A 24025-nucleotide genomic window follows, 5' to 3' on the forward strand; every position below is an offset into this window, starting at 1 on the left:
GAATTTAGGAAACATTAATCCACATGTGCATTAAAAGAACACCCTTATTCCCCGTTATCACCCTGACAATGGCTAGCAGTATTATCATAACGGGCTGTGCGCAGAAAGCACCGCCTGCATGCACTTATCCTTACGACCAATGCACCCCAGCACCCCCTCGAACATCCGCAAAGCCCAACCAAGGGGCTCATCCGCCTGAACATTCCATCACCGCCCAAAGCAGAAGAGCGACAGCGCGCATACATCACAACACAGCAAACCGCTCAACTTCAATACCTGCGAGCAAACCATCTAAGGTCGTGATTATAGAAACACTCAGAAAACCATACCAGCAAACACGACCGCCAAGCTCATTTGAGCACGAAAAAGGTTCAGTCCCCCCTTTGCCCTTTTACACTTTACAGCTTGGCGCCTATCAAAAAAGCAGTAACCTGCAACGGCTAATCAATACCATTGAAGATAAAAGCGATCTATTTACTTATTCGATAAAAACTAACCTTCGTGGGATCGCTTATGGTCAATTTAAGACAATAGATGAGGCTAAAGCGCAGGATACATGGCTAACCCAGCATGGGATTGATGACTTTTTTATACGCAAGCTTCCTGCAAATGCAAAAGCGTTATGGGCTGACTAAATATTAATAGCTATCCGAGAACTTAAAACACAGCCAAGTGGCTGTGTTTTAGATAGAGTGATACAGTTTATTAATGGTGAGTATGTAGTTGCGCTAGCAGCATTTGAATAGGATGAGGAATAACTTGCTCATCTATACGCTTAACTTGGCTACGACAAGAATATCCTGTTGCAACTAGCTTATTCTTATTCTCAGGCGCATTGACCACATCAGACCAACTCAATTGGTAGATAGCCCTAGAGGTTTCTGCATTTTGAGTTTCATGCCCATAAGTCCCCGACATACCGCAACAGCCGACCGTTTGAATACTCAGTTTTTGCCCCATAGCTTCATAAATCTCCTGCCACAGGCGAATTGAGGGAGCCACCGAGGTTTTTTCGGTACAATGCGCGAGCAATTTAAACTCGGCACTAGGCAGATGCGGCGAGTTGTACGTTTTAAGACGATCAGTATGTGTGACTAACCACTCCTGAATTAGCTGAACGTTAGGTAGCTCTTTTTCAGGTATGACATAACCGTACTCTTGGCGGTAAGTTAAGGTCATGGAAGGGTCAACGCCGATAAGCGGTACGCCTGTTTCGTCTAAGGCTTTAAGCATAGCACCGTTAGATTCAGCGGCCTTCTCAAATGCCTTCATAAAACCATGTACATGCAGTGGCTTACCGTTGGGTTTAAAAGGTGCCATCAACACATAAAAACCTAGGCCCGTTAAGAGATCAACTAGATCCAAGACAAGTTGAGATTCAAAATAACTGGTGAACGCATCCTGTACGATAATAACCGCATTATCACGCTCCTCAATACTTAAGCCTTTTATCAGTTCTGGTGTTGCAAACTGAACTCCACGGGCTTTCATGCCAGAGATTAAGCTGTTGGTACAGATAGCTGGGCTATCAACCATACCTACATGTTTACGGAAAATAGCTTTAAGCGCCCTATTCTTCATAGCCCAGTTGTAAGGTGCCGGAAACTTCGCAAGCCATGGAATCATGTACTCTAAACTGCCCACCATATAGTCTTTAGCTGGACGTAAGTAACGCCCGTAGTACACCTCTAAAAAGCGCGCTCTAAAATCGGGAACATTAACCTTAATGGGGCACTGACCAACACAAGATTTACAGGCTAAGCAAGCCATCATGGATTCATGCACTTCGTGAGAGAAGTCATATTCATTATCTTTTGTTTTTGACAATGTATTTTTAATACGACTCGGCAGTGAAGCGATAAACGAACGTGTTTTCACTTTAGCTGATTCAGCTTGTAAGTCAGTACCTGTTTTTTCCACTAAACGAAGCCACTCTCTAATTAATGACGAACGGCCTTTAGGCGAATTAATACGCTGCCGAGTGCCTTTCCATGAAGGGCACATCGCGTCATTCGGATCGTAGTTAAAACAAGCTCCATTGCCGTTACAAAACATCGCTGAGTCATACTCTTCCCGTACAGCAGCGCTGATCTGACGATCAAACTGACCACGGGTTGGTACTTGATCAATTTTAAGCAGTTCAGCGCCCTCAATTGCAGGGGTAGCAATTTTCCCAGGGTTCATCTGATTTCGAGGGTCAAACGTAGCTTTAATCTTTTGAAGCTCTGGGTATAGTTCATCAAAAAATTCAGGCGAGTATTCAGAACGAACCCCTTTACCATGCTCGCCCCAAAGCAGCCCTTTATATTTAACCGTAAGCGCAACCACTTGATCGGTAACTTCACGAATCAGCGATTCTTGCCGCTCATCTTTCATGTCGATTGCGGGGCGCACATGAAGCACGCCAGCATCAACATGGCCAAACATGCCGTATGCCAACTCCCTATCATCTAGCACCTTGCGGAACTCCATAATAAAGTCAGCAAGGTTTTCTGGTGGAACCGCTGTATCTTCAACAAAAGGGATCGGGCGCTCTTGGCCTTTGGCGTTGCCTAATAAGCCAACCGATTTTTTACGCATGGCCCAGACTTTGTTAATTTCTACCGCACCATACACAACCGAGAAACCAAAGCTCTTACCCGTTTTACCTTCAACGGTCTTTAAATGGGCTTCTAACTTTTCAACATCGGCTTTTAATGCGGCCTCATCATCAGAGGTGTATTCAACTAAGTTGATCCCTTTTATATCAGACTCGCCCGCTTCGCTTGGAAAATAAGCACTGACCGTATCCCAAATAATATCGCCCATTGCCAAGTTAAGTACTTTAGAATCAATGGTTTCTATAGATGTTGGGCCAAACTTCATTAAGTCTGTCGCATCACGCAATGAGGCTTCAAAACTATCGTATTTGATATTAACCAGCGCTGCATATTTAGGGATAGGTAGCACATTAAGCTTCGCTTCCGTAATAAAAGCGAGAGAGCCTTCACCACCACACAACACCGAATTTAGATTAAAAAGACCGTTTTCATCGCGAATATGTGCAAGATCATAACCGGTAAGGCAGCGGTTAAGCTTAGGGAATTTCGCATCAATAAGCTCTTTCTTTTCAGTGAAAATCGCATCAATTTGGCGATGCACCTCGCCTACTTTGTCGTCACGCTTTTTGATCTCAGCCAGTTCGTCATCCGGAATAGGCTTAGATGACCAAACCTCTCCGCCGAGAAACACTGAGTTAAGCTCAAGCACATGGTCACGGGTTTTCCCGTACATAACAGAGCCTTGACCACTGGCATCGGTATTGATCATGCCACCAATGGTTGCACGGTTACTGGTGGATAGCTCGGGTGCAAAAAACAAACCATAAGGTTTTAACGCGCGGTTCAGCTGATCCTTTACTACACCGCCTTGAACGCGTACCCAGTGTTCCTCTGCATTGATCTCTAATACCTGATTCATATGCTTGGAAACATCAACGATCAAACCGTCTGTTAAGGATTGACCATTAGTCCCTGTACCACCGCCACGGGCACTTAATTTCACCTCGGCAAACCGCGTTTCATCCGCCAACTTAGCAATAAGTACCAAATCCTGCTCTGATCGAGGGTAAAGTACCCCTTGCGGTAACATCTGGTAGATACTGTTATCCGTAGATAGCACAATGCGGTTCGCGTAATCAGGGTTTAGATCACCGGAAAAACCGTTTTGTTTAAGTGCATCAATATAATCAAGATACAGGGCGTTAGTGGTTTCGACTTGCGAAAGACGAGGAATCATCTTTTAGGACCTCTATAGGCAACCGCAGCACTGATCGGCTCAAAAATCAGGCTTATATCGCGGTTATTGCTCAAATTTGTGATATTGGCTGCTATGATGCAGAATTGTTATTTATCAATCAAACGATAAAATTCTATTAATTAATTGATTATGTCGAATAATATATCTATACGCCATCTACGTGCTTTCACTGAAATTGCTAAAAGTGGCAGTTTTACGCGGGCGGCCGAAAACCTACATCTGACTCAATCAACACTCACCGCCACAATAAAGCAGCTTGAAGAGCAGGTCGAGTTGAAGCTGTTTGACCGCACAACCCGCCGCGTTATCTTAACCGGCGAAGGGGGAAACTTTTTCCCAGTAGCAGAAAAACTAATCTCCGATTTTGATACCGCTTTTAATGACCTAAAAGCAACCACATCACAACAAAAAGGTAAGATCGGTATTGCAGCCTCGCCCTCAATGATTGGCCGAATGCTGCCTGAGATTATCAAATCCTACCATCAAACCTATGCCAATATAGGGATTTACCTGCGCGATGATAATGCGAGTGGCATCGAGCAGCGGGTATTAGAAAATGATGTGGATTTTGGCTTAGGAGGTAATCATTCGAATCAACCGGAATTAAATTATCAACCGGTTTTAATGGATCAGTACGGGATTGTCCTCCCTTCAGACCACCCTTTAAGCCAAACGGCACAATTGAATTGGGCACAAGTGAGCTCACTACCAATAATCCATTTAACCACGGATACCGGCACCCGTTCACAGTTATATAAATTAGAAAGGGAAAACAATCTGGGATTAAATACCCAAAGCCCATTAATTGAAGTCTCAACCCCGGCTGGACTAGCAGATATGGTAAAAACGGGGCTAGGTGTTTCTATACTTCCGGCACTTGCGGCCAGCACTAGCGCCTTTTCAACGCTAATATTTGTGCCTTTGCAATCACCGGAACTAGAACGAAAAATTTACATTATTACCCGTAAAGGTCGCGCGCTAAGCCCAGCCGCAGAAACAATGATGATTATGCTGCAGGATTATTTTAAAACGACTCAGCTCCCCCATCATGTAACTAAAGCTTTTTCTTAACCTAAGTCAATTAAGGTTCTTCAGAGTCTCTTATACGCGCTAGGCGCTCTTGCTCTTCAGCAAAGGCCTCTTTGATCTCAAGCAGAACCGAATCAACATCAGCGGCTTCTCCACTCTCTTCAAATAGCCCTGTAAGCTCAGTATCGGGGGCTAAATCGCCCTCTTCATAGAGTGCCCAGATCTCTTTCGCATACTGTGTATTTAAGAGTTCAGGCGCGAACTGTCCGTAATAGCTACGCATATTATTAACATCGCGCTCGAGCATCCATTGAGCATGATTATTTGCGGCAGCGTCTACCGCCTGAGGTAGATCGATAATGACAGGACCATAGGAATCCACCAACACATTAAATTCAGATAGGTCGCCATGAACCAATCCGGCACAGAGCATTCTAACAATATCGCGAATGACAACCGCATGATCGGCTATAGCTTGTTCAGCCGACATTGCCACATCATTAAGACGCGGCGCAACTTCACCATTATCGTCCGTTACTAATTCCATCAGCAGCACACCATCGAAACAGCCATAAGGCTCAGGCACTCTTACCCCAGCAGCAGCTAGGCGGTACAATGCATCGACTTCAGCATTGTGCCAAAGGGCTTCCTGCTGATCTCGACCAAACTTAGAACCTTTCTCCATGGCGCGCGCACGGCGACTATTCCGTACTTTTCGGCCTTCTTGGTACTGCACGGCTTGCTTAAAGCTTCGTTTCGCCGCTTCTTTATACACTTTCGCGCAGCGGATCTCTGATCCACAACGTACCACGTACACTACCGCCTCTTTTCCACTCATTAATTGTCTAAGAACGTCATCGACTAGACCATCATCAACAAGTGGTTGTATTCTTTTAGGGATTTTCATGGTGCCCTTATACATGGATTAGAGTACATATGAAACTATATGAAATAAAAAGAAGCAATTTTATCTGCTGATCTTTTTAACTAGAGTATTCGTTAAACGCCTACTGACGCGCAATTATTGTTTCAGATAAGATACAACCTGATCTCCTTTCTATTTAAAGGCTTATTTATGGCACAAGCAGGCCCACTGATTGACACCCTAAAGCGCGAGCTAAAGGCTCAAGGAAAAACCTATGCGGATGTTGCTAAGGTTCTAGAACTGAGTGAAGCATCAGTAAAACGGCTCTTTGCGGACAAAAATTTTACCTTAGAACGCTTAGAACACATTTGCGATATGCTAAATATCGAGCTATCCGAATTAGTACAAAGAATGAGTAAAGCGCAACATCAACTCATACAACTAACCCGAGACCAGGAAAAGGAGATCGCTAACGATTTAACCCTTCTGCTAATCACGGTAAGCGTTATAAGCGGGATGTCTTATGACGATATTATCTATACATATAATATCCCTGAAACGACATGTATTCAGAAATTAGCACAGCTTGATCGATTAAAAATTATAGATCTACTACCCAACAATAGAGTCAAACTTCTAGTCGCCCCTAATTTTCATTGGCTACCAAACGGACCCATACAGCAGTTCTTTCAGGAGAAGGTAGAACAAGACTTTTTCAGCTCTCGTTTTGATAAAGCTAACGAAAAATTGATCGTCACTAATGCGATCCTTACCGATAGCTCTAATGCCCGCTTACAAAAGAAAATGGAGCGCTTAGCCGCCGAGTTTAATGAACTGATGCAAGAGGATCATGCAGCACCAAGCCAGCAAAAAAATGGCACAACTATGGTTTTAGCCATTCGCCAGTGGCAGTACTCTCTATTTAAGAAAATGAGTAAGTAAATATCCCTTATAAAAATAGAAAACGGTTAGCGCTAACCTTGTTCAACAAAACGCTACTGGAAGAAAGGTGTATCTAGGAATACACTTACAAAATCAGTTAAGTATAAGTTAATTATACTTATTGTAGGCTCTGGCCGTTTTTAATATCGACATGGAAAGTATTTTTTATGTTAATGGAGTTTGATATTGCGTTCCTGTAATCATAAAGTTGAGCTCAATGACCGATTAGAGCTTCTCTATCGGAGTTCTTATGCAGGCTTTCTGATAATGCTAGCTGCTGCTTCAGGCTTAGTTTTTTGGTTTGATTCAACAAGCCATGCATATGTAAGACTAGGCTGGTGGGTAGCTATATTGTTATTGATGCTATGGCGACTATTCTACAGTTACACGTGGTGTGTTAAGTCAAAACAAGGCGAACTAGGGACATCCAGCGATCTCTTACGATTCCGCATAGGCGCATTACTTACCGCTTCACTCTGGGCCTTTTATTGTATTTATTTTTATTCTGATTCTGACCTTTATCAACTTTGTATATCAATGGTCATTGTTGCAACGCTAGCAGGAGGCGCATCCACTGTTTTGTCCGGGGATCTTCTTCTTGCCACCCTCTACCCGCAAATTTTACTCGTCCCTTATTCACTACTATTAGTTTTATCAGGTACATCTGAGCACCAACTACTTGGAGTTTTAGGCTTAATCTTCGCAGGCATTATATTCTTTACTGCGCATAAAGCGGCTCGATTCACTTTAGACTCCATCAGGCTTAGGTACCAACACACTCTACTGCTAAAAAATATGCAAAGTGAAGTTGAATCAAGAACGGACAAAATAATTGAATTAAGTCAGCTAGACTCACTCACTAAACTCTTAAACCGACCCGCCTTTATCGAAGCAGCAAGTAAGCAAGCAAATAAAACACACAGCTAAAAACAAACATCTATCTGTTTTTTTTATTGATTTAGATAGTTTTAAACCAGTGAATGATAATTTTGGACATCATGTAGGCGATACTCTTCTTAAACAATTGGCCTCACGTTTAAAAGAAAATTTTGGAACTAATGCCTTAATCTGCCGTTGGGGTGGCGATGAATTTATCATCCTTTCTAAAACAACTAACAAAAAACAAGTCGAGATTATTGCCAATAAAATCAATACCCTGATTGAATCTACCTTTATATTTGATGGGTATAAAATTGACTTAAAGGCATCTATTGGCGTATCTATTTATCCCAACCATAGTCAATCTATCGAGGAATTGATCTCTTTCGCCGATGTATCAATGTATGAAAATAAACATACACAAAAAACGGACTATGTGCTTTTTAGCAAAGATCTAGCAGAGAAGGTACAACGCGACTTTGCACTCTCTTCCGCTATCAGAAGAGTAGTGCCTAGAAAACAACTTAACCTTGTGTATCAACCTATCATTGATACTAGAAATGGTGAATGCCACGCTGTGGAGGCCTTGCTGCGCTGGGAACATAAAGGAAAAGCGATTCCCCCTGATGTGTTTATCCCTTTAGCAGAAAAACATGGCGCTATTCGAGAGATTGGCTATTGGGTGCTTGAGAAAGCGATACAACAGCAAAAATTAATGATGCAAGATGGCTTAAATATAAAAATCTGTATCAATGTCTCTATCGTTCAATTTGAAGATGCTGAGTTTGTAAACACCGTTAGGAATATGATAGATAAGTACCAAGTTGATACTAACCTCTTCCATATTGAGATTACAGAATCAGTGTTCTCTAGTGATAAGCCAAAGCTTTTACAGGCTATAAAACAGCTACAAACCTTAGGTTTTTTTATCTCCGTCGATGACTTTGGAACCGGCTATTCATCATTATCAGTTATTCAAGATCTAGCGGTAAACATTGTTAAGATTGACCGCTCCTTCGTCAACAAACTAGATTCAAATGGAGCGGCTATTATTAAAGCAGTAATGCTAATGGCCAATGAACTTAACTATAAAGTTGTTGCTGAAGGTGTAGAAACAGTTGAGCAAAAAAACAAACTAAAAACGCTTGGCGTTCACTATTTACAAGGCTATTTATTTAGCAAACCCCAAAACTATATGGATCTCACAAATCAATTTGGCGCCTCCTTTCAATCCATTGCTGAAACCACATCAATGCAATAAGCGTCTTACTAACCAAAAACAAGTTCTGGTATTGAAATATAATACCTAAAGTTCAACATCTCGTAACTTTACATAGTAAGGTATTAGCTAAAAACAAATTCCATCAATCTTTCCCTCGTTCATTCACGAGGGAAACATAATGACTCACTTAACAACACACAAAACAGCACTCTTAACAGCGTTAGGTCTAAGCTTTGCTCTAAGCTCATCCCTATTCTATTCACCTTCCATAGAAGCTGCGGGCTTACTCAAACCAAACAATGCAAATTACACTGACTTACAGATCAAAGAACACCACGTTAATGTTGTTATCGAAGATATGTATGCAACGACAACTATTGAACAAACCTTTCATAACCCCAACGCAAACGATTTAGAGGCAATCTATTCGTTTCCTGTGCCAGAAAAAGCGGCTGTTGGCGAGTTCAGCTACTGGATAGATGGTAAACCGGTCACTGGCGAAGTCGTCGAAAAGCAACAAGCACGACAGATTTATGAACAACAGAAAGCACAAGGCAATGAAACAGCTCTTGTGGAAAAAGATAAGTATAAAACTTTTGATATATCCGTTTTTCCAGTTAAAGCAAACCAAGACGTAAAAATAAAACTGGTCTATCTACAAAACACTCAAACCGACACGGGTATAGGTCGTTATGTTTATCCACTTGAAGATGGCGGTGTAGATGTAGAAAAACAAAGCTTTTGGAGCCGCAATGAAACCGTTGAAGAAGCGTTTACCTTTAATGTAAAACTACGTACAAGCTATCCAGTTGATGGACTGCGTATGCCTCAACATCCAAATGCCCAACTACAACAAGTCGCTCCTTATGAATGGCAAGCTGCGCTCATGAACCAGACCGCCACACAGGTACAAAATATCTCACCGGATTTAGAAACACCGGACACAGATACGCCTACGAGTTTAGACCTTAACGGTGAAGCAGATACAAAAGCACTTAACCAACCAACAACACTGACCCAATTAAATAAAGATATTCTTCTCTACTGGAGGCAAGCTGAGGGGCTTCCGGCCAGCGTCGACATGATTAGCTATAAAGAGGCTAATAATAGTAAAGGTACTTTTAAGCTAACTTTAACACCGGGCACTGATCTGCCTCTTGTTACACAAGGACGTGACTGGGTCTTCGTCTTAGACATATCGGGTTCAATGCAAGGTAAATTCTCAAGTCTAGTAGAAGGAGTACGTCAGGGATTGGGACAGCTACCGCCTCAAGATCGTTTTAAAGTCGTTCTCTTTAATAATCAGGCACAGAATTTCACTCAAGGTTATCAACCCGCAGATAAACAGAGCATTAAGAGCGTTATGACCCAGCTTGATAATGTACAACCCGGAAATGGCACCAACCTATATGCAGGATTAAAAAATGGCATTGATCAACTAGATTCCGACCGTAGCACTGCGATTATCCTTGTTACTGACGGTGTTGCTAACGTTGGTGAAACTGAGAAATCAAAATTCCTTAATCTCCTAGAAAAACGTGATGCGCGCTTATTTACCTTTATTATGGGTAATAGTGCCAACCGCCCTCTACTAGAGGAGATGACACGGGTATCTAATGGTTTCGCTATGTCGATCTCTAATGCTGACGACATTATGGGCCAATTAATGCTGGCAAAGGGCAAAATGTCTCATGCAGCTATGCGTGATGTCAGCCTAAAAGTATCAGGCGTACGTAGTAAAGAGATCGTAAAACCTCGTTTAGCGAACACCCTTTATCATGGTCAGCAGTTAACTGTCTTTGGTCACTATTATCAGCCAGGCGAAGCAGAAATCACATTAACAGGTACTGTTAATGGCAAAGAGAAGAGCTATAAAACACGTTTTATGCTTCCAGAACAATCCACTCTGCATCCAGAACTCGAACGTTTATGGGCTTATGCAGCAATTGAGGAACTACAAGCAAAGATTGATTATTTAGGAACAGATAAAGACGCCAAACAAGCGATAACGGATACGGCTATTGAGTATGGTTTAGTAACAGATTACACCTCAATGATTGTTGTACGAGATGAGGTATTTAAAGCATTAAACATTCAACGTAATAACCAGCAACGGGTGGAGAAAGAACAGAAAGCCCGCGAGCTACGTGCACACCAACCCGTTACAGCACAGCAAAACCGCGTTGATCAACAGCAGCCTATGTTTATTGACTCCTCCTCGGCTCAACCCAACCAAAGTCAGCAGCGTGCATCCGTATCGCCTAGCCGCTCTGGATCCGGAGGTGGTGCCATATCCCCTTGGTTGGTTATCTTGATGGCCGCGAGTATTGCATTAGTTCAATTAAGTCGCTCTCATTCAAACCGCTCTAAAGACGTTTAATAGCAAGGTATGATGATTATGCGTTCCTTATTTAACGACACATTCACAGCCTCCCCAAGGGGGGGGCTTTCGCCTCATAAAGGCTCCATCCCCTATGTAACTCTTATAGCCTGCGCAATAATGTTGATGTTAGGTGTTCTACCCAACAACTTAGTTGGGCTTCACTCATTAAGTTTTGATTACGGCGCCATTATCGAACAACAACAGTATTGGCGGCTGATAACCGGCCATTTAATACACAGCTCGTGGAACCACCTGTTATGGGATTTAACAACCTTTACTGTTGCCGCATTTTATCTCGAAAAGCAAAGCCCTAAGCTTTTAATATACGGAATAGTTGTCTCCGTTACTGTGTTAGATCTGTACCTACTTTCACCTCTTTCAAGTCTTGAAAGCTATGCAGGAATCTCAGGTGTTCTATATACAGTGATCACCCTCGCCGCTCTGTTTTGGTATAAAAAAGAACCCTCCTTACTGGGCCTTGTTCCTTTGCTTATGATTCTAATTAAAACCGTATTAGAACTCACTGCGCAAAACGCTCTATTTGTCACTGAGGGCTGGAGTCTCTATCCACCCGCTCATTTAATTGGCGCAGCAATTGGCATCACACTATGGTGCATATATCGGCGAAAAAAATCCGCAGCATAAGGACTAAAGAGAGGAACAGTATTTCACTTAGGGGAAGCGTTTACGCTCAGAAAAAAAGGTCGGTAAGTCTAAATATAATGTACTTTAGAAAGCCCGCTTGGCGGAAGGTTACTCGATGAGCAATCCTCCTTAAACCAAGCGGCAATCTTTACTTTTCGTTATTGGCTAAGAAAAACCACGTATCTAACACTGAATCTGGATTTAAGGAAATTGTATCAATCCCCTGTTCCATCAACCAACGTGCAAGATCAGGATGATCTGATGGGCCTTGGCCGCAAATACCGATGTATTTACCTTGCTTTTTACAAGCAGAGATCGCCATAGAGAGCAGCTTTTTAACCGCTTCATCTCGTTCATCAAAAAGATGGGCAATAACGCCAGAATCTCGATCGAGACCTAATGTTAATTGAGTCAGATCATTTGACCCTATAGAGAAACCATCAAAATGCTCTAAAAACTCGTCAGCCAACAAAGCATTGGAAGGTATCTCGCACATCATTATGACACGTAAGCCATTTTCGCCTCGTTTGAGGCCATTAGCTGCAAGAAGATCAACCACTTGCCTAGCCTCTCCTGGGGTGCGCACAAATGGGATCATCACTTCCACATTGGTTAGCTGCATCTCATCACGAACACGCTTAAGCGCTCGGCATTCTAGCTCAAAGCAATCACGAAATGATTCTGATATATAGCGCGTAGCCCCACGAAACCCTAACATAGGGTTTTCTTCGTTTGGCTCATACATATCACCGCCAATTAGGTGTCCGTATTCATTAGACTTAAAGTCCGACATACGCACTATCACTTTCTTAGGATAGAAAGCCGCTGCCAAGGTAGATATACCCTCAACTAGACGGTCAACATAAAAATCGACGGGGCTTTTATAACCAGAGATACGACGTTTAATCGTTTGTTGTAATGAAGGGGCTTGCTGATCAAAGTTCAACAAGGCTTTAGGGTGTATACCAATCATGCGATTGATAATAAATTCCAACCTAGCAAGGCCGACTCCGGCACTAGGTAACGCCTGAAAATCAAACGCCCTATCTGGATTGCCAACATTCATCATAATCTGAAAAGGTAACTCAGGCATAGATTCGACACTATTAGATTGATGCTCGTAATCTAACTTGCCTTCATAAACTCGCCCCGTATCACCTTCTGCACAAGATACAGTAACAAGCTGACCATTCACGAACTGTTCTGTTGCATCACCACACCCAACAATTGCAGGAATACCTAGTTCACGGGCAATAATCGCCGCATGACAAGTACGTCCACCACGGTTGGTAATGATTGCAGCGGCGCGTTTCATCACAGGTTCCCAGTCAGGGTCTGTCATATCCGTAACAAGTACTTCACCAGGTTGTACCTTATCCATTTCGCTAAGGTCATAAACGATACGGACTTTGCCGGAGCCAATTCGGTGGCCAATAGAGCGCCCCTCAACTAAAACTCGGCTTGTTTCTTTCAGCAAGTAGCGTTCAATCACAGCCTGATTACTGCGGCTCTTCACCGTTTCAGGGCGTGCTTGTACAACAAATATTTCGCCTGTATCTCCATCTTTCGCCCATTCAATATCCATAGGACGCCCATAATGGGATTCTATTTCTAAAGCAATCTTAGCAAGCGTTTCCACATCTCCATCATCAACAGAAAAACTACAGCGCTCTTCTGGACTAACCTGGACAGTAGAAACGGGGTTCTCAGAACCGGGTTCGGAATAAACCATCTTGATCGCTTTAGAACCTATAGTTCGACGAATAATCGCAGGCGCACCCATCTTAAGCGTAGGTTTGTAAACATAGAATTCATCGGGGTTTACTGCACCTTGCACAACCGTTTCACCTAATCCATAGGCAGCAGTAATAAAGACCACATGGTTAAAACCTGACTCAGTATCTAAAGTAAACATAACACCTGAAGCACCGGTTTCACTTCTAACCATCCTCTGAACACCGGCTGATAGCGCCACTTCGCTATGCTCAAAACCGTGATGAACGCGATAAGAGATAGCCCGATCGTTGTACAGCGAGGCAAACACCTCTTTTATCGAGGCTTTAATATCCTCAAGTCCGCGAACATTAAGAAAGGTTTCCTGCTGGCCAGCAAAGGATGCATCGGGAAGATCTTCCGCCGTTGCAGAGGAACGAACAGCGACTGCAATATCTTCGCCATTAGACATTTCGGCCCAAGCGGCTTCAATCGCGCTATTAAGTTGCGGTTGAAACTCAGCACCCATAATTAAGGCGCGAATTGTTTTTCCTGCCTCTTTAAGATCTTGGATATTATTCGTATCCAGCTGCTCTAGCTTATCTTTAATTTGGTCTTCTAAACCGCCATAAGTTAAAAAATCTTTATAGGCAAGTGCGGTGGTTGCAAAGCCGTTCGGGACTTTAACATTTGCTCCCGCCAGCTCTTGCAACATCTCCCCCAGAGAAGCGTTTTTACCACCCACGTTCTCTACATCATCCATACCTACCTGATCAAGGCGCAGTACATAGTTCTGCAACGGTCTATCTCCTACTCGGCTGTCGTAACTGTTCATCAAACTCATACAGATCTATCAGCATTAAATTCTGCTGACTTTGCTCTACTTATTATAATGTGATTAAACGTTGATAAGAGCGCTAATCTGACGTTGATCTTACTTGAGTGAAAACAAAAAATCCTTACCAACCCAAGTTTAAATGATTTAAAACAGGCAAAAATAGCAGAGTCCTAATGCATTGACAGACTTAAAACGTCTATTTAAGACGTTTTTCAGATCTATTTAAGTCTGATCAACCCCATCTATTTTAGCCAATCTGTTATAGTGCTCACTCTATTGTCCGCTATATTTATAAACCAATGATGAAACGAACAGCTTTTTTTATCTCTGATGGCACAGGTATTACCTCTGAAGCTTTAGGACACAGTCTTTTAGCCCAATTCGATAGCATTGAGTTTGAACAGATAACACTCCCTTACATAGATACCCCCGAAAAAGCGCAAGAAGCCGTGTCCCGTATCAATAATGCGGCTACGAAAGATGGTACAAGACCTCTTATTTTCGATACAGTAGTCAATGAAGATATTCGCGCCATTATTTCTGAATCTGTCGCATTCAAAATTGATGTTTTCTCAAGCTTTTTAAAGCCTCTCGAAAGCGAACTCAATGCCCGCTCAAATTACTCTGTCGGTAAATCCCACGGTATTGTTGAACAGACGCGTTACAAAGATAGAATTGATTCCGTCAACTTCGCAATAGACAATGACGATGGTGCCAGAACGCGCCAATATGCAAATGCAGATATTATTTTAGTGGGTGTATCTCGGTGCGGTAAAACCCCCACTTGCCTTTATATGGCGATGCAGTTTGGCATCAAAGCGGCCAACTACCCTCTCACAGAAGAAGACTTAGAATTCAATAAGTTGCCAGACGTTCTTGAAAAACATAAACATAAACTCTACGGCTTAACAATTGACTCATTTCAGTTAGCAGCAATACGGCATGAGCGCCGCGCTAACAGTAAGTATGCTTCTCTAGATCAGTGTGATTTTGAAGTACGTGAAGTAGAGAAGCTATTTAAGAAACTTAATATTCCCAGTATCAATACAACTAACTTCTCTATAGAAGAGATATCCACCCGAATTATGGCGCAAGTAGGGCTCAATCGCAGGATGAATTAGTTCTGCGTTGAAGCGCCTTTTAACTGCCGTACTAAGCCTCGAAACTTTTCGGCTTGATGCTCTTTATTTGGAAGATCATCGAGCGCTTTAGCCATCAGCTCATATGCAGGTACAAGCTCCTGATAATCAGGAAAATCCCGGTGTAAACCATTCAGTAACTTCACAACAAAAAGGGATTTACCCGAATCAAAGCACCCTAAGGCGAGTTGATAACGCACTTCAGGTGATGCCGGTACATATTGCTTATCGAGCAGCAAAATACGCTGATAAACCGTTGTTAATAGATTATCCCGGCCATGGCTTTTTAAAATCGTTAAATAATCGACTAAAAGATTATCAATCTCCTTAATTCTCTTTATGCCACAAAGAAAATCAAAGAAACGGCTATAAAAATCATAATCATTGGTGATTGTTTTAGTCCCTTGCTTAAACGTGGCCAGCCCCCCTTCAAAATCCCCCTCTTTCGTAAGAACATCAACTTTAGACAAAATTCTGTTTTTCTCAGAACGCAGGTCTGAAGGTGTTGATGAATCTAAACGGCTAGCAAAACCTAATGATTTTTGTTTCTGAAAAATGAGATAGCCCATTAAGTGGAATATCACTATCAGATAATAGTAAGAGACGATACTCTGTAAAACCGCCGAGAAAAAATAGAATTGCTCGTCTAATATCTCATGCAAGGTACCAACCGAAGCCATCATGATCGTAATAAATAATAGTAAGAGCACATAAGCACTACCTAGCGTCACAACCAATCGTCCGATCTCAATGGGGTTAATCGCGGGGCCTATATCCTCAAACCGCGCATAGTTAATAAAAACAGCAGGCAAACAGACTATCCAAAAGATCAAAAATAAGACGGCAACAAGGCCCCCAAAGACTCTTTCAACACCTGAAATCATTAAACTGATAACAATCAATATCACAATAATATGCCATATGATTTTAAAGCCCCCGGAAAATGCTTCATTCATATCAGGTGCTCTAAGCTGCCCCATTGTCGTGCCTTGTAAGCACAAAAAGCTATATTTGGTTGTGATAGCTGTAATTGCGAGCGATATACAAAAACCCATTATCCCGCCAATAAATGCACCTATAGAGGTTAGAACCGATGCAATCATGATCAATAATATAGTTTGCTTATTCATTGGATATTGAAAAGCACTATCCAATCTCCGCCAGAAAGGTGCGATGTCGGCAGAACCTAAACTATCAACCTCACCCCCACAGACAAAACAGCGTGGCTCGGGGTATTCAGGATCATCATCAATACAGTAATCGCATAAACTGATCTGACAATGTTCACAATGATAGGTTGCTGCAGTTAGTGGATGGTATTTGCAATACTCCATATTGCATTTAACTCCTACAAGCGGTTGTTAAACCGATAAAAAACTCGGCGTATTAAATCACCCATATCACTTAATGAGTCATCCTAGCTCTATAACATTTAATATCTACGGCATCGTTCATAGATCTCAACAGCCGCTTTTTCATATTTTACTTTTTTGGCTTCATGCTCTCGCTCGCCAAAGCCGATGGAAAGCTTTCTTGCAAAGTGGCTCAAAGTCTCATTTTTGATCCCGTTAGAATAAAGATAAATAAAAATCTGCTCAGAGGTCATTAGGCTAGGTAAGGCAGACAAACGCCAGCCTAACTGAAGAACCTCATCATTAGACATGCTCTGTTTTAGGCTTTCATTATTTAACCAAAGTGTCTCCACCCTTTCCAACTGGTTAATACTGAGTTTTTCCATATTCAGTAGCCTGATAAGTGCCGCTTCCTGCGCTGGATCTTCACGTCCTTTTAATATTGAGTATTTCAATTTCAGGAGGTCAAAATCTTCACCATAAGTATCAATAAAATCATCTAACGCTTTTAAAGCCGTATCAAAAGAGAAACGGCCTAAGGCTTTATAAATTTTGTCTAAATCTCTCTGCTTTGAAGACTCAACCTCATCCTCTGCCAGATATTCCTCATCCAACATTTTTGGATCGACCAGCAACACAGTCAATATCAAGATCGCCCCACTAACAAAGCCCCCTGTATGAGCCATAAAGGCAACATTGGAGTCCGTATAAGTGAAATAGTTATAGAGTTCGTTCGCTATATAAAGCGGGAGTACAAGTAGTGCTGGGGCTCGAATAAAGCCAACAAAAACAAAAAACCAGTAAAAAAACTCTATTTTCCTAAAACGAAACACACCTAAATACATAGCCATCACTCCGGAAATAGCTCCGGAAGCACCCACCAGCGCATTTGGACTGTATTGATTAACCATGACAAATAGAACGCCACCAGCGATACCAGAGACAAGGTAAAAAAGAAGAAAGCGAAAATGTCCTATAGCGGCTTCAACAGCAAAACCAAAAATAACGAGAAAAAACATATTCCCAAATAAATGCATAGGACTACCATGCAAAAATTGATAGGTAACTAACTCAGCAAGACCAAGATCTTTAGGCTTTAAACCGAAACCATAGAGGGCTGTTGATTCAAATTCATCATGAATTTGCTGTCTATCTGTCCAATAGTCCCCTTTTTTAGGTTCTTGGAAACTAACCCAGTGGGCATTTAAATAGTCTAGAAACTTAAAATCGCTAAGGATATAAAAACTAAGCTGCTGGCGATGGCCTTGGTTATAAAGCGTTTGGTAATCAGTAATAATATCTTCAGGAACATCATTACTTTGAAGATAATCAAGATAGACAGGCCATTCTGTTTCAAAGTATTCCAACCTGTCATAACGATCTAAAGCACCTTGAAGCTTCCTTTCATCTTCGCCTTGATAGACAAAGAAAATAATCACATTGGTGAGCACCAAAATGAACAGCATGATTGGAGGACGCTTCCAATCAAATCGTTTTTCCGTTGGTATAATGACCATAACGCGACAGATCCATCCTCTGATCTACAGTTACCATTTATCTTATTATTATCAGCCTTTAGGAAAGACTAGCACGGTTAAAAGCTTATGCCTGCCTTTCTATGAAAATTAATCAAAAACAGAGAGTTAGAAGATTTACTCAAAACTAATTAAATCCTAACTGACATAAGTTAAGCCTATATCGCTGATAAGATACCCCATCGAACAATGGGGCATATAGCCTGTAAGCAGTGGTTTATTTATAACGATTATCTTAACCTGCTAACCACAGATAAAGACTCAAGGCTTAGCAACTTTCACAAGCTCAGCTTTATGAAAGTGCACTTCGTTTCCACCTATAATGGCACTGCCATGTATAACGTTTTTATCAAAATTAATCAGCAAGGTGACGTAATCACCGTAGCCTTTCTCAAACCAGGAGGCAAAATAAAGATTATCTTCCACCTCCATTGCTTGATATGGAAAAGGTCCCCACCAAACATCCGGTTTTGAGCCTGTCAGATAGCGGTAGCTAACCCCCTTCTCTTCAAACTTCACATTATATGAACGGCCACTCGAGTACATATACGTGATTTGAGTTCCATTAAGAATTCGAGTCGTTTCAGAGGCGTACCCATAAGTATTTCCAACCGCGAACAGTAAACAAAAGAATGGTAAAACGAGTGAATAGAAACGGTTTTCCTTTTTCATAATAGTTACCATTTTAGACTTGGATTAGATCTCAGATTGAGATTACAGAACAACGATCGGGTCGCTTAGCCAACAGCTGATGCATTATTCTGTTTAGACGAGCTAAAGCAATACATCGGCGTCGTTGTACTAGTTTGTTAATGCTGACTGTTTGAGTACTTTATCAAAAGGCGCTATGAATAGCGCCTCTAAGCGTTGTAAAGGCTTAGAGGTGCTGTTTTTTTAAAGGTTAAAACCCTTAATCGTCATCATCAGAGGCATCATCATCCGATACAGAAGGAATACTCGCCAAGGTATAGCAATTTATTTTACGATTTACTTTATCTTGGTAACGCTTCCAAGTCCGCTCATGGAGAGATTCTGCGTCTTTATCACCTTGGCAGAATGCCATAAACGCTTGTTCTTGATCACATAAAGGAGCACGTGCGCCTGATGCTAATTCAATATAAGCATAACCGTGATTCTCTATTAACTGGGCTTGCTCACGCGTGAACTCACCACTGCGTGCAAAACCGTAAGGAAAGTTTTTAGGATCTCTAAACCGTTTATCTGACTTGAAAGCGTCATCAAGTTGCATCTACATGCCCCCCAAATCTATAAAGTAATATCGCTGACAATAGAAAAATCGAGTGGTTATCTTTAATCTTGAGGAGAGATTTTGATGCTAACAGCCTATTTTCAAAAGCTTTAACACACCACCGATCAGTTTTTTGCGATAATAATCCTAAAAGATGACAAATAGAAGTATTTAAAGAAGCAAAATATTGAGGTTTTTATTTCCAACCTTGCAGCCATCGAGTTTGGTCTTTCAACTCATTAAAATCCATAAAGAATTGTTGTTTATTGATCACCGCTTCTAGAACACAAGCGACAACCTGCTGTTCCAACTCATCCTTAACAAGCTCAGTGATAATAAAGTGTTTCCTTTTCTCAAACGGCTTAACCGCTGTCCACTTAGAAAGCAGTAGTTTATTAGGATTAAATTGATTCATTTGATAAATTCTGCCCAATTAATAACGAAGGTTATAACCACAAATATTATCAATCCTCTAGCCTAGATCAGCATTAAGGTACGTTTAAATACTTACTGGTACTCTTCAATACTGCGCCTACGTTCAGCTGCATAATCAATTATAGGTTGAGGTCGTTGGCCCAAATCAGAAGGCAAAGCATCACCCAATAGATCAGTATTCATATTGCTGTCATCTGGATGATCCAAGTCCAACCACTGCTTGGTATAAAGGCCTTTTGCATCAAAACGATCAGCTTGTCGCATTGGATTAAAAATCCTAAAATAAGGCGCTGCATCAGCACCAACAGATGCACTCCACTGCCAACCACCTAAATTAGAAGCAAAATCAGCATCAATTAAATGCTGCATAAAAAAACGCGCCCCTAAACGCCAATCTTGACGCAGTAGTTTTGTTAAAAAAGAAGCCGTTATCATTCTCACACGATTATGCATCCATCCTGTTTCTAATAACTGCTTCATCCCTGCGTCGACAATATCAAAGCCAGTTTCCCCGTTGCACCAAGCCTCAAATTTAGCTTGATCATGCTGCCAAGCTATCTTCTTTTCTATATCAGGTTTAAAGGGTTTCCAACGGTTCATTTCAGGAAAAAGAATTAAAAGATGACGATAGAACTCTCGCCAAATAAGCTCAGTAACCCATTGGCTGTAGAACCAATCAGGATCATCTGAATAAGCTTGCACACCTGCAATACACTGCCTTGCGGAAAGTACACCCACACTTAAATAAGGTGAAAGTGAGGAGGTTCCCGTTTGCGCAGGAAAGTCCCTTAACTGGCTATAATCGGTGAACTGATCTAACACAAACTGCTGTAGCTTCCGATGCGCACTTTCTGTACCTGCTGGCCAGATCTGTTTGTTCCAATCAGCTCCAAGCCTTAGGCCATAACCTATATCCTCTGGAATATTATCTGATTCAATAACAGTGGATAACAAAGGCTGAGGTGCAGGTAAAGGCCCCTGTTCACTCAATATAAATTGTTGTCGCCACGCCTTGCTGAACGGTGTGAAGACTTTATAAGGCAGGCCTTGTTGATTAAGCACAGATCCAGCTGGAAGCACGAGATCCGCTTCATAACGGTGACAACCTATTCCTTGCTGGTGAAAAAGTTGCTCTACCTGCTGATCTCGTTGCTGCTCATATTCTGGTGCTTCATCGTTAAAATAGAGAGCTGCTACATTATATTGTTTAGCTAATCTAAGTAGCTGCTGTGGAATCTCTTGATTAGTCTCTGCATGAATAAGCTTTAACGGAATATTAAGCCCAGCCAACTCATCTTTTAATGAATGGAGATTAGCTAACCAAAACTGAACTCGACTCTTAGATTCATCTTGCAGCATCCACTGTTTAGATGAAATCGCAGCAACAGCAATAATACCCATTTCAGCGCTATTTGCGCTCTGAGCAACATGTTCACATGCACTATAAAGAGCACGATGGTCACGGGTCCGAAGGTCATTTCTGAACCAAACTAGTTTTATATTTTTCACGACATCTCAATAAAAAAGTTTAAACGCAGCTCTTAAGCCAGTTCCATAGGAAGGAACCCTGTTAGATATAATTTCTTAATCCAAGTTCATGGGGATAAGGATCAAGATAAGCTTGGGATTTAATATAATCAGAGCCATGACGTTTTAAATAATGTTTAAGTAATGCCAAAGGAACAACTAAATGTACTTTATTGGTTCTATATTGCTCAATCGCTTCCAATAGATCCTGTTTGGTTTCGGCATCAATCTCTTTTTTGAGGTAGCCCATAATATGCATAAGCACATTGGTATGACTTTTACGATCCGCTTTTTTGGTCAGATAGGTCATCAAATCAAGAATATATTTTTGCACAACCTCATCTATAGGTTGTTTACATGCCTCATCCGCTAAGTACTTACCCAACTGCTTATAGCCCTCATAACTATGCGCCATTAACTGATACTTATGACGGCTATGGAACTGAATAATTTTATGCAAGCTAGGGTCACTCATAACCTCCTGCTGCCAGTTAGAGTAAACAAAGACCCGCGTAATAAAATTTTCACGCAGTACTGCATCATTTAAACGACCATCCTCTTCCACCGGTAAGGCTGGATTATGCTTCATTAATCTTGCCGCATAAGCGCCGCTACCGGATACATTAGGCATCCCGTTTTCATGGTAAACCTTGACTCTCTCCATGCCACAACTAGGCGAGCCCTGCATTAATATATAACCACAAAGATCTTTCTCTGTACTGCTCACTTGATCAGCATAAGCCGTAAGCCGATCAGTCACATCAAGTGTAGGATCCTTAACCCCAACAACACGCGGAGCCTCAGCACTTCCGACTAAACGTATAGGTTCACGGGGAGTACTCAACCCTATGGCAACTTCCGGACAAAAAGGTTTTAGATCGAAACATTCACTCAATACATTTAAGCAATACTTAGAGCGCTTATGACCACCGTCATAGCGAACTTTGTGCCCAAGAAGACAAGCACTAACACCGACAGGAATTGAGAGTTTAAGCTCACTAGTTTCCATTCCAATACCCTCTAAATACTTAATTATTCGGCTCAAAGACTATTTAAAAACCGGTCATCGGCTGAACAATCTTTCCTAGTAATGTACTAAATTTAAGTGGCGCATCCGTCGCAATTAAACAGATACAATCCACATCACTATCCACCAGCGGCTGATGCTCCACTTCACTGTCAAGATCGGCGATATCACCTACTGTAAAGCGGCCAATTTCATCAGAAAAAGACCCCTGCAATATTAAGGTTAGTTCATTACCATCATGACTGTGAGGTAACATAGCTTTGCCTGGGGCAATCCGTAGCAATCGTGATACACCGCCCCGCTCGCTTTTACAGGGAAGATCATGAAAATACACACCTGGGACTATTCGTTTCCATTCAACATTTGCCAATGAACCACCAATATAATCCCCTAAAGCTGTTGGGATATCTTTATCACTGTAATCTTTATGAGGCCTATTTATATCAGGACGATCCAACAGCATCGCCTCTATATCAGATTCCTCATCAATACTGGCTAATAGCTTCTGTAGTGAATCCTCAGCGACCTTTGCTGGTGGTAAAGCATCTAATAAAGCACCTCCCATTGCTTCAGAGTGAGCTAATCGTTCACGACACTGGGGGCACATAGAGAGATGACAAGCGGTCACTAAAGCCATTGCTTGGGACATTGAGCCCGCGGCATAGCTAACTAATGTTGCTTCATCAACATGATGCTTAATATTCATACACCATCCCTCCACATAGTTTTTAACTTTTCAGATGCCAACCTAATTCTTGATTTGACGCTACCTAAAGGAACGCCTAGACGATCAGAGATATCTGCGTGAGATCGCCCTTCAAAAAAAGACATATAGATAACCTGTGCTTGATTTTCCGGTAAAGTGTTAATCGCACTATTCATCCTTTCAGAGACAACCCCTTGCTCACATGGGCTATCCTGATGGTCTGGCTCTTCTTGCCACTCTTCCAGATCATATTCTGGATATTTCTGCTTACGCATTAAGTCGATACTTTTGTTTCTAGCCAAGGTGAATATCCAAGTGCTCGCGGCCGCTTTACTACTATTGTAAAGATGAGATTTACGCCAAACAGCGAGCATGGTCTCCTGCATTAACTCTTCTGCAACTGTATCCACAAGTCCTAAACGTATAAGGTAAGATTTAACTCTTGGCGCAAAATGCCGAAACAACGCTATATACAGCGTTTTATCTTTACTCTCCGCTAAACGAGATAACATCTCGTTCCAATCGGGATCTGCACCGCTTAGGCGGTTTGACATCGATGGCATAGCTACAACATTTTCCACATCTTCACCTGGTGGTTTATTTTCCATACTATCCCTTACGATACCTTACAAAGATTGGATCACACCAAACCGTATAACTGAAAATATATGCATAGTACATGATCTTTTTTTCTTCACCCTGCGTAACAAGCGATGAATATATAATTAAATATGGATCATA

Annotated in this window: 20 protein-coding genes; 8 read left to right on the forward strand and 12 right to left on the reverse strand. The window is 41.8% G+C overall.

Going from position 1 to position 24025, the window contains the following annotated elements; all coding sequences use genetic code 11:
• Positions 1-23 precede the first annotated feature (23 nt).
• Positions 24-635 carry an SPOR domain-containing protein gene (locus A3774_RS06325; protein ID WP_156473668.1) on the forward strand — a complete coding sequence of 204 codons (612 nt, stop codon included), beginning with the start codon at positions 24-26 and terminating at the stop codon, positions 633-635.
• Between the two features lie 70 nt (positions 636-705).
• Here A3774_RS06325 and ydiJ read toward each other — a convergent pair whose 3' ends face one another.
• On the reverse strand, positions 706-3777 hold the full coding sequence (ydiJ, locus tag A3774_RS06330; RefSeq protein ID WP_067864881.1) for a D-2-hydroxyglutarate dehydrogenase YdiJ: 3072 nt from the start codon (positions 3775-3777) through the stop codon (positions 706-708).
• Positions 3778-3927: 150 nt separating this feature from the next.
• Here ydiJ and A3774_RS06335 point away from each other — a divergent pair, with 150 nt between their 5' ends.
• The gene (locus tag A3774_RS06335; RefSeq protein ID WP_067864885.1) at positions 3928-4869 is read left to right on the forward strand and encodes a LysR family transcriptional regulator; all 942 of its coding nucleotides are present in this window, start codon (positions 3928-3930) and stop codon (positions 4867-4869) included.
• 10 nt (positions 4870-4879) lie between these two features.
• Here the strand turns inward: A3774_RS06335 and A3774_RS06340 are convergent, their stop codons facing one another.
• Positions 4880-5734 carry a PA4780 family RIO1-like protein kinase gene (locus A3774_RS06340; protein ID WP_067864888.1) on the reverse strand — a complete coding sequence of 285 codons (855 nt, stop codon included), beginning with the start codon at positions 5732-5734 and terminating at the stop codon, positions 4880-4882.
• 168 nt (positions 5735-5902) lie between these two features.
• On the opposite strand from A3774_RS06340, the gene A3774_RS06345 reads away from it, so the two are divergent.
• The 5 genes from A3774_RS06345 (at position 5903) to rrtA (ending at position 11763) form a co-directional block, all read left to right on the forward strand.
• Complete coding sequence (locus A3774_RS06345) at positions 5903-6634, forward strand: helix-turn-helix domain-containing protein (RefSeq protein ID WP_067864891.1); 732 nt, start codon at positions 5903-5905, stop codon at positions 6632-6634.
• 186 nt (positions 6635-6820) lie between these two features.
• The gene (locus tag A3774_RS06350; protein WP_067864895.1) at positions 6821-7561 is read left to right on the forward strand and encodes a hypothetical protein; all 741 of its coding nucleotides are present in this window, start codon (positions 6821-6823) and stop codon (positions 7559-7561) included.
• Positions 7545-8774 (forward strand): putative bifunctional diguanylate cyclase/phosphodiesterase, encoded by a 1230-nt coding sequence (locus A3774_RS06355; RefSeq protein WP_231867956.1) that lies wholly within the window; start codon positions 7545-7547, stop codon positions 8772-8774. Before A3774_RS06350 ends, A3774_RS06355 begins: the two co-directional genes overlap by 17 nt.
• A 139-nt stretch (positions 8775-8913) precedes the next feature.
• The gene (locus tag A3774_RS06360; RefSeq protein ID WP_067864905.1) at positions 8914-11115 is read left to right on the forward strand and encodes a VIT and vWA domain-containing protein; all 2202 of its coding nucleotides are present in this window, start codon (positions 8914-8916) and stop codon (positions 11113-11115) included.
• 18 nt (positions 11116-11133) lie between these two features.
• Complete coding sequence (gene rrtA, locus A3774_RS06365) at positions 11134-11763, forward strand: rhombosortase (RefSeq protein ID WP_197468017.1); 630 nt, start codon at positions 11134-11136, stop codon at positions 11761-11763.
• A 148-nt stretch (positions 11764-11911) separates the two neighbouring features.
• Here rrtA and ppsA read toward each other — a convergent pair whose 3' ends face one another.
• Positions 11912-14275, reverse strand: a complete 2364-nt coding sequence (ppsA, locus tag A3774_RS06370; RefSeq protein ID WP_067864909.1) for a phosphoenolpyruvate synthase — start codon at positions 14273-14275, stop codon at positions 11912-11914.
• A 341-nt stretch (positions 14276-14616) separates the two neighbouring features.
• On the opposite strand from ppsA, the gene ppsR reads away from it, so the two are divergent.
• Positions 14617-15435 carry a posphoenolpyruvate synthetase regulatory kinase/phosphorylase PpsR gene (gene ppsR, locus A3774_RS06375; RefSeq protein ID WP_067864992.1) on the forward strand — a complete coding sequence of 273 codons (819 nt, stop codon included), beginning with the start codon at positions 14617-14619 and terminating at the stop codon, positions 15433-15435.
• Here ppsR and A3774_RS06380 read toward each other — a convergent pair.
• From A3774_RS06380 to A3774_RS06420, 9 genes are all read right to left on the reverse strand, one after another.
• On the reverse strand, positions 15432-16787 hold the full coding sequence (locus A3774_RS06380) for a B-box zinc finger protein (protein ID WP_067864910.1): 1356 nt from the start codon (positions 16785-16787) through the stop codon (positions 15432-15434). The genes ppsR and A3774_RS06380 overlap by 4 nt on opposite strands.
• A 98-nt stretch (positions 16788-16885) precedes the next feature.
• Positions 16886-18322: a rhomboid family intramembrane serine protease gene (locus A3774_RS06385; protein WP_067864912.1), complete on the reverse strand. Its 1437-nt coding sequence runs from the start codon at positions 18320-18322 to the stop codon at positions 16886-16888.
• 279 nt (positions 18323-18601) lie between these two features.
• Positions 18602-19012, reverse strand: coding sequence for a MoaF N-terminal domain-containing protein (locus tag A3774_RS06390; RefSeq protein ID WP_067864914.1), 411 nt, complete (start codon positions 19010-19012; stop codon positions 18602-18604).
• A gap of 238 nt (positions 19013-19250) precedes the next feature.
• On the reverse strand, positions 19251-19589 hold the full coding sequence (maoP, locus tag A3774_RS06395) for a DUF413 domain-containing protein (RefSeq protein WP_067864922.1): 339 nt from the start codon (positions 19587-19589) through the stop codon (positions 19251-19253).
• Between the two features lie 196 nt (positions 19590-19785).
• Positions 19786-20004 (reverse strand): TIGR02450 family Trp-rich protein, encoded by a 219-nt coding sequence (locus A3774_RS06400; protein ID WP_067864923.1) that lies wholly within the window; start codon positions 20002-20004, stop codon positions 19786-19788.
• 92 nt (positions 20005-20096) lie between these two features.
• The gene (locus A3774_RS06405) at positions 20097-21533 is read right to left on the reverse strand and encodes a cryptochrome/photolyase family protein (protein WP_082792372.1); all 1437 of its coding nucleotides are present in this window, start codon (positions 21531-21533) and stop codon (positions 20097-20099) included.
• A gap of 61 nt (positions 21534-21594) precedes the next feature.
• Complete coding sequence (locus tag A3774_RS06410) at positions 21595-22560, reverse strand: YbgA family protein (protein WP_067864924.1); 966 nt, start codon at positions 22558-22560, stop codon at positions 21595-21597.
• Between the two features lie 43 nt (positions 22561-22603).
• Complete coding sequence (locus A3774_RS06415; protein ID WP_067864925.1) at positions 22604-23284, reverse strand: ChrR family anti-sigma-E factor; 681 nt, start codon at positions 23282-23284, stop codon at positions 22604-22606.
• Positions 23281-23892 (reverse strand): sigma-70 family RNA polymerase sigma factor, encoded by a 612-nt coding sequence (locus tag A3774_RS06420; RefSeq protein WP_067864932.1) that lies wholly within the window; start codon positions 23890-23892, stop codon positions 23281-23283. The genes A3774_RS06415 and A3774_RS06420 overlap by 4 nt, the downstream gene beginning before the upstream one ends.
• Positions 23893-24025 lie beyond the last annotated feature (133 nt).

The organism is Neptuniibacter marinus (assembly GCF_001597725.1).
Taxonomy (GTDB): Bacteria; Pseudomonadota; Gammaproteobacteria; order Pseudomonadales; family Balneatricaceae; genus Neptuniibacter; species Neptuniibacter marinus.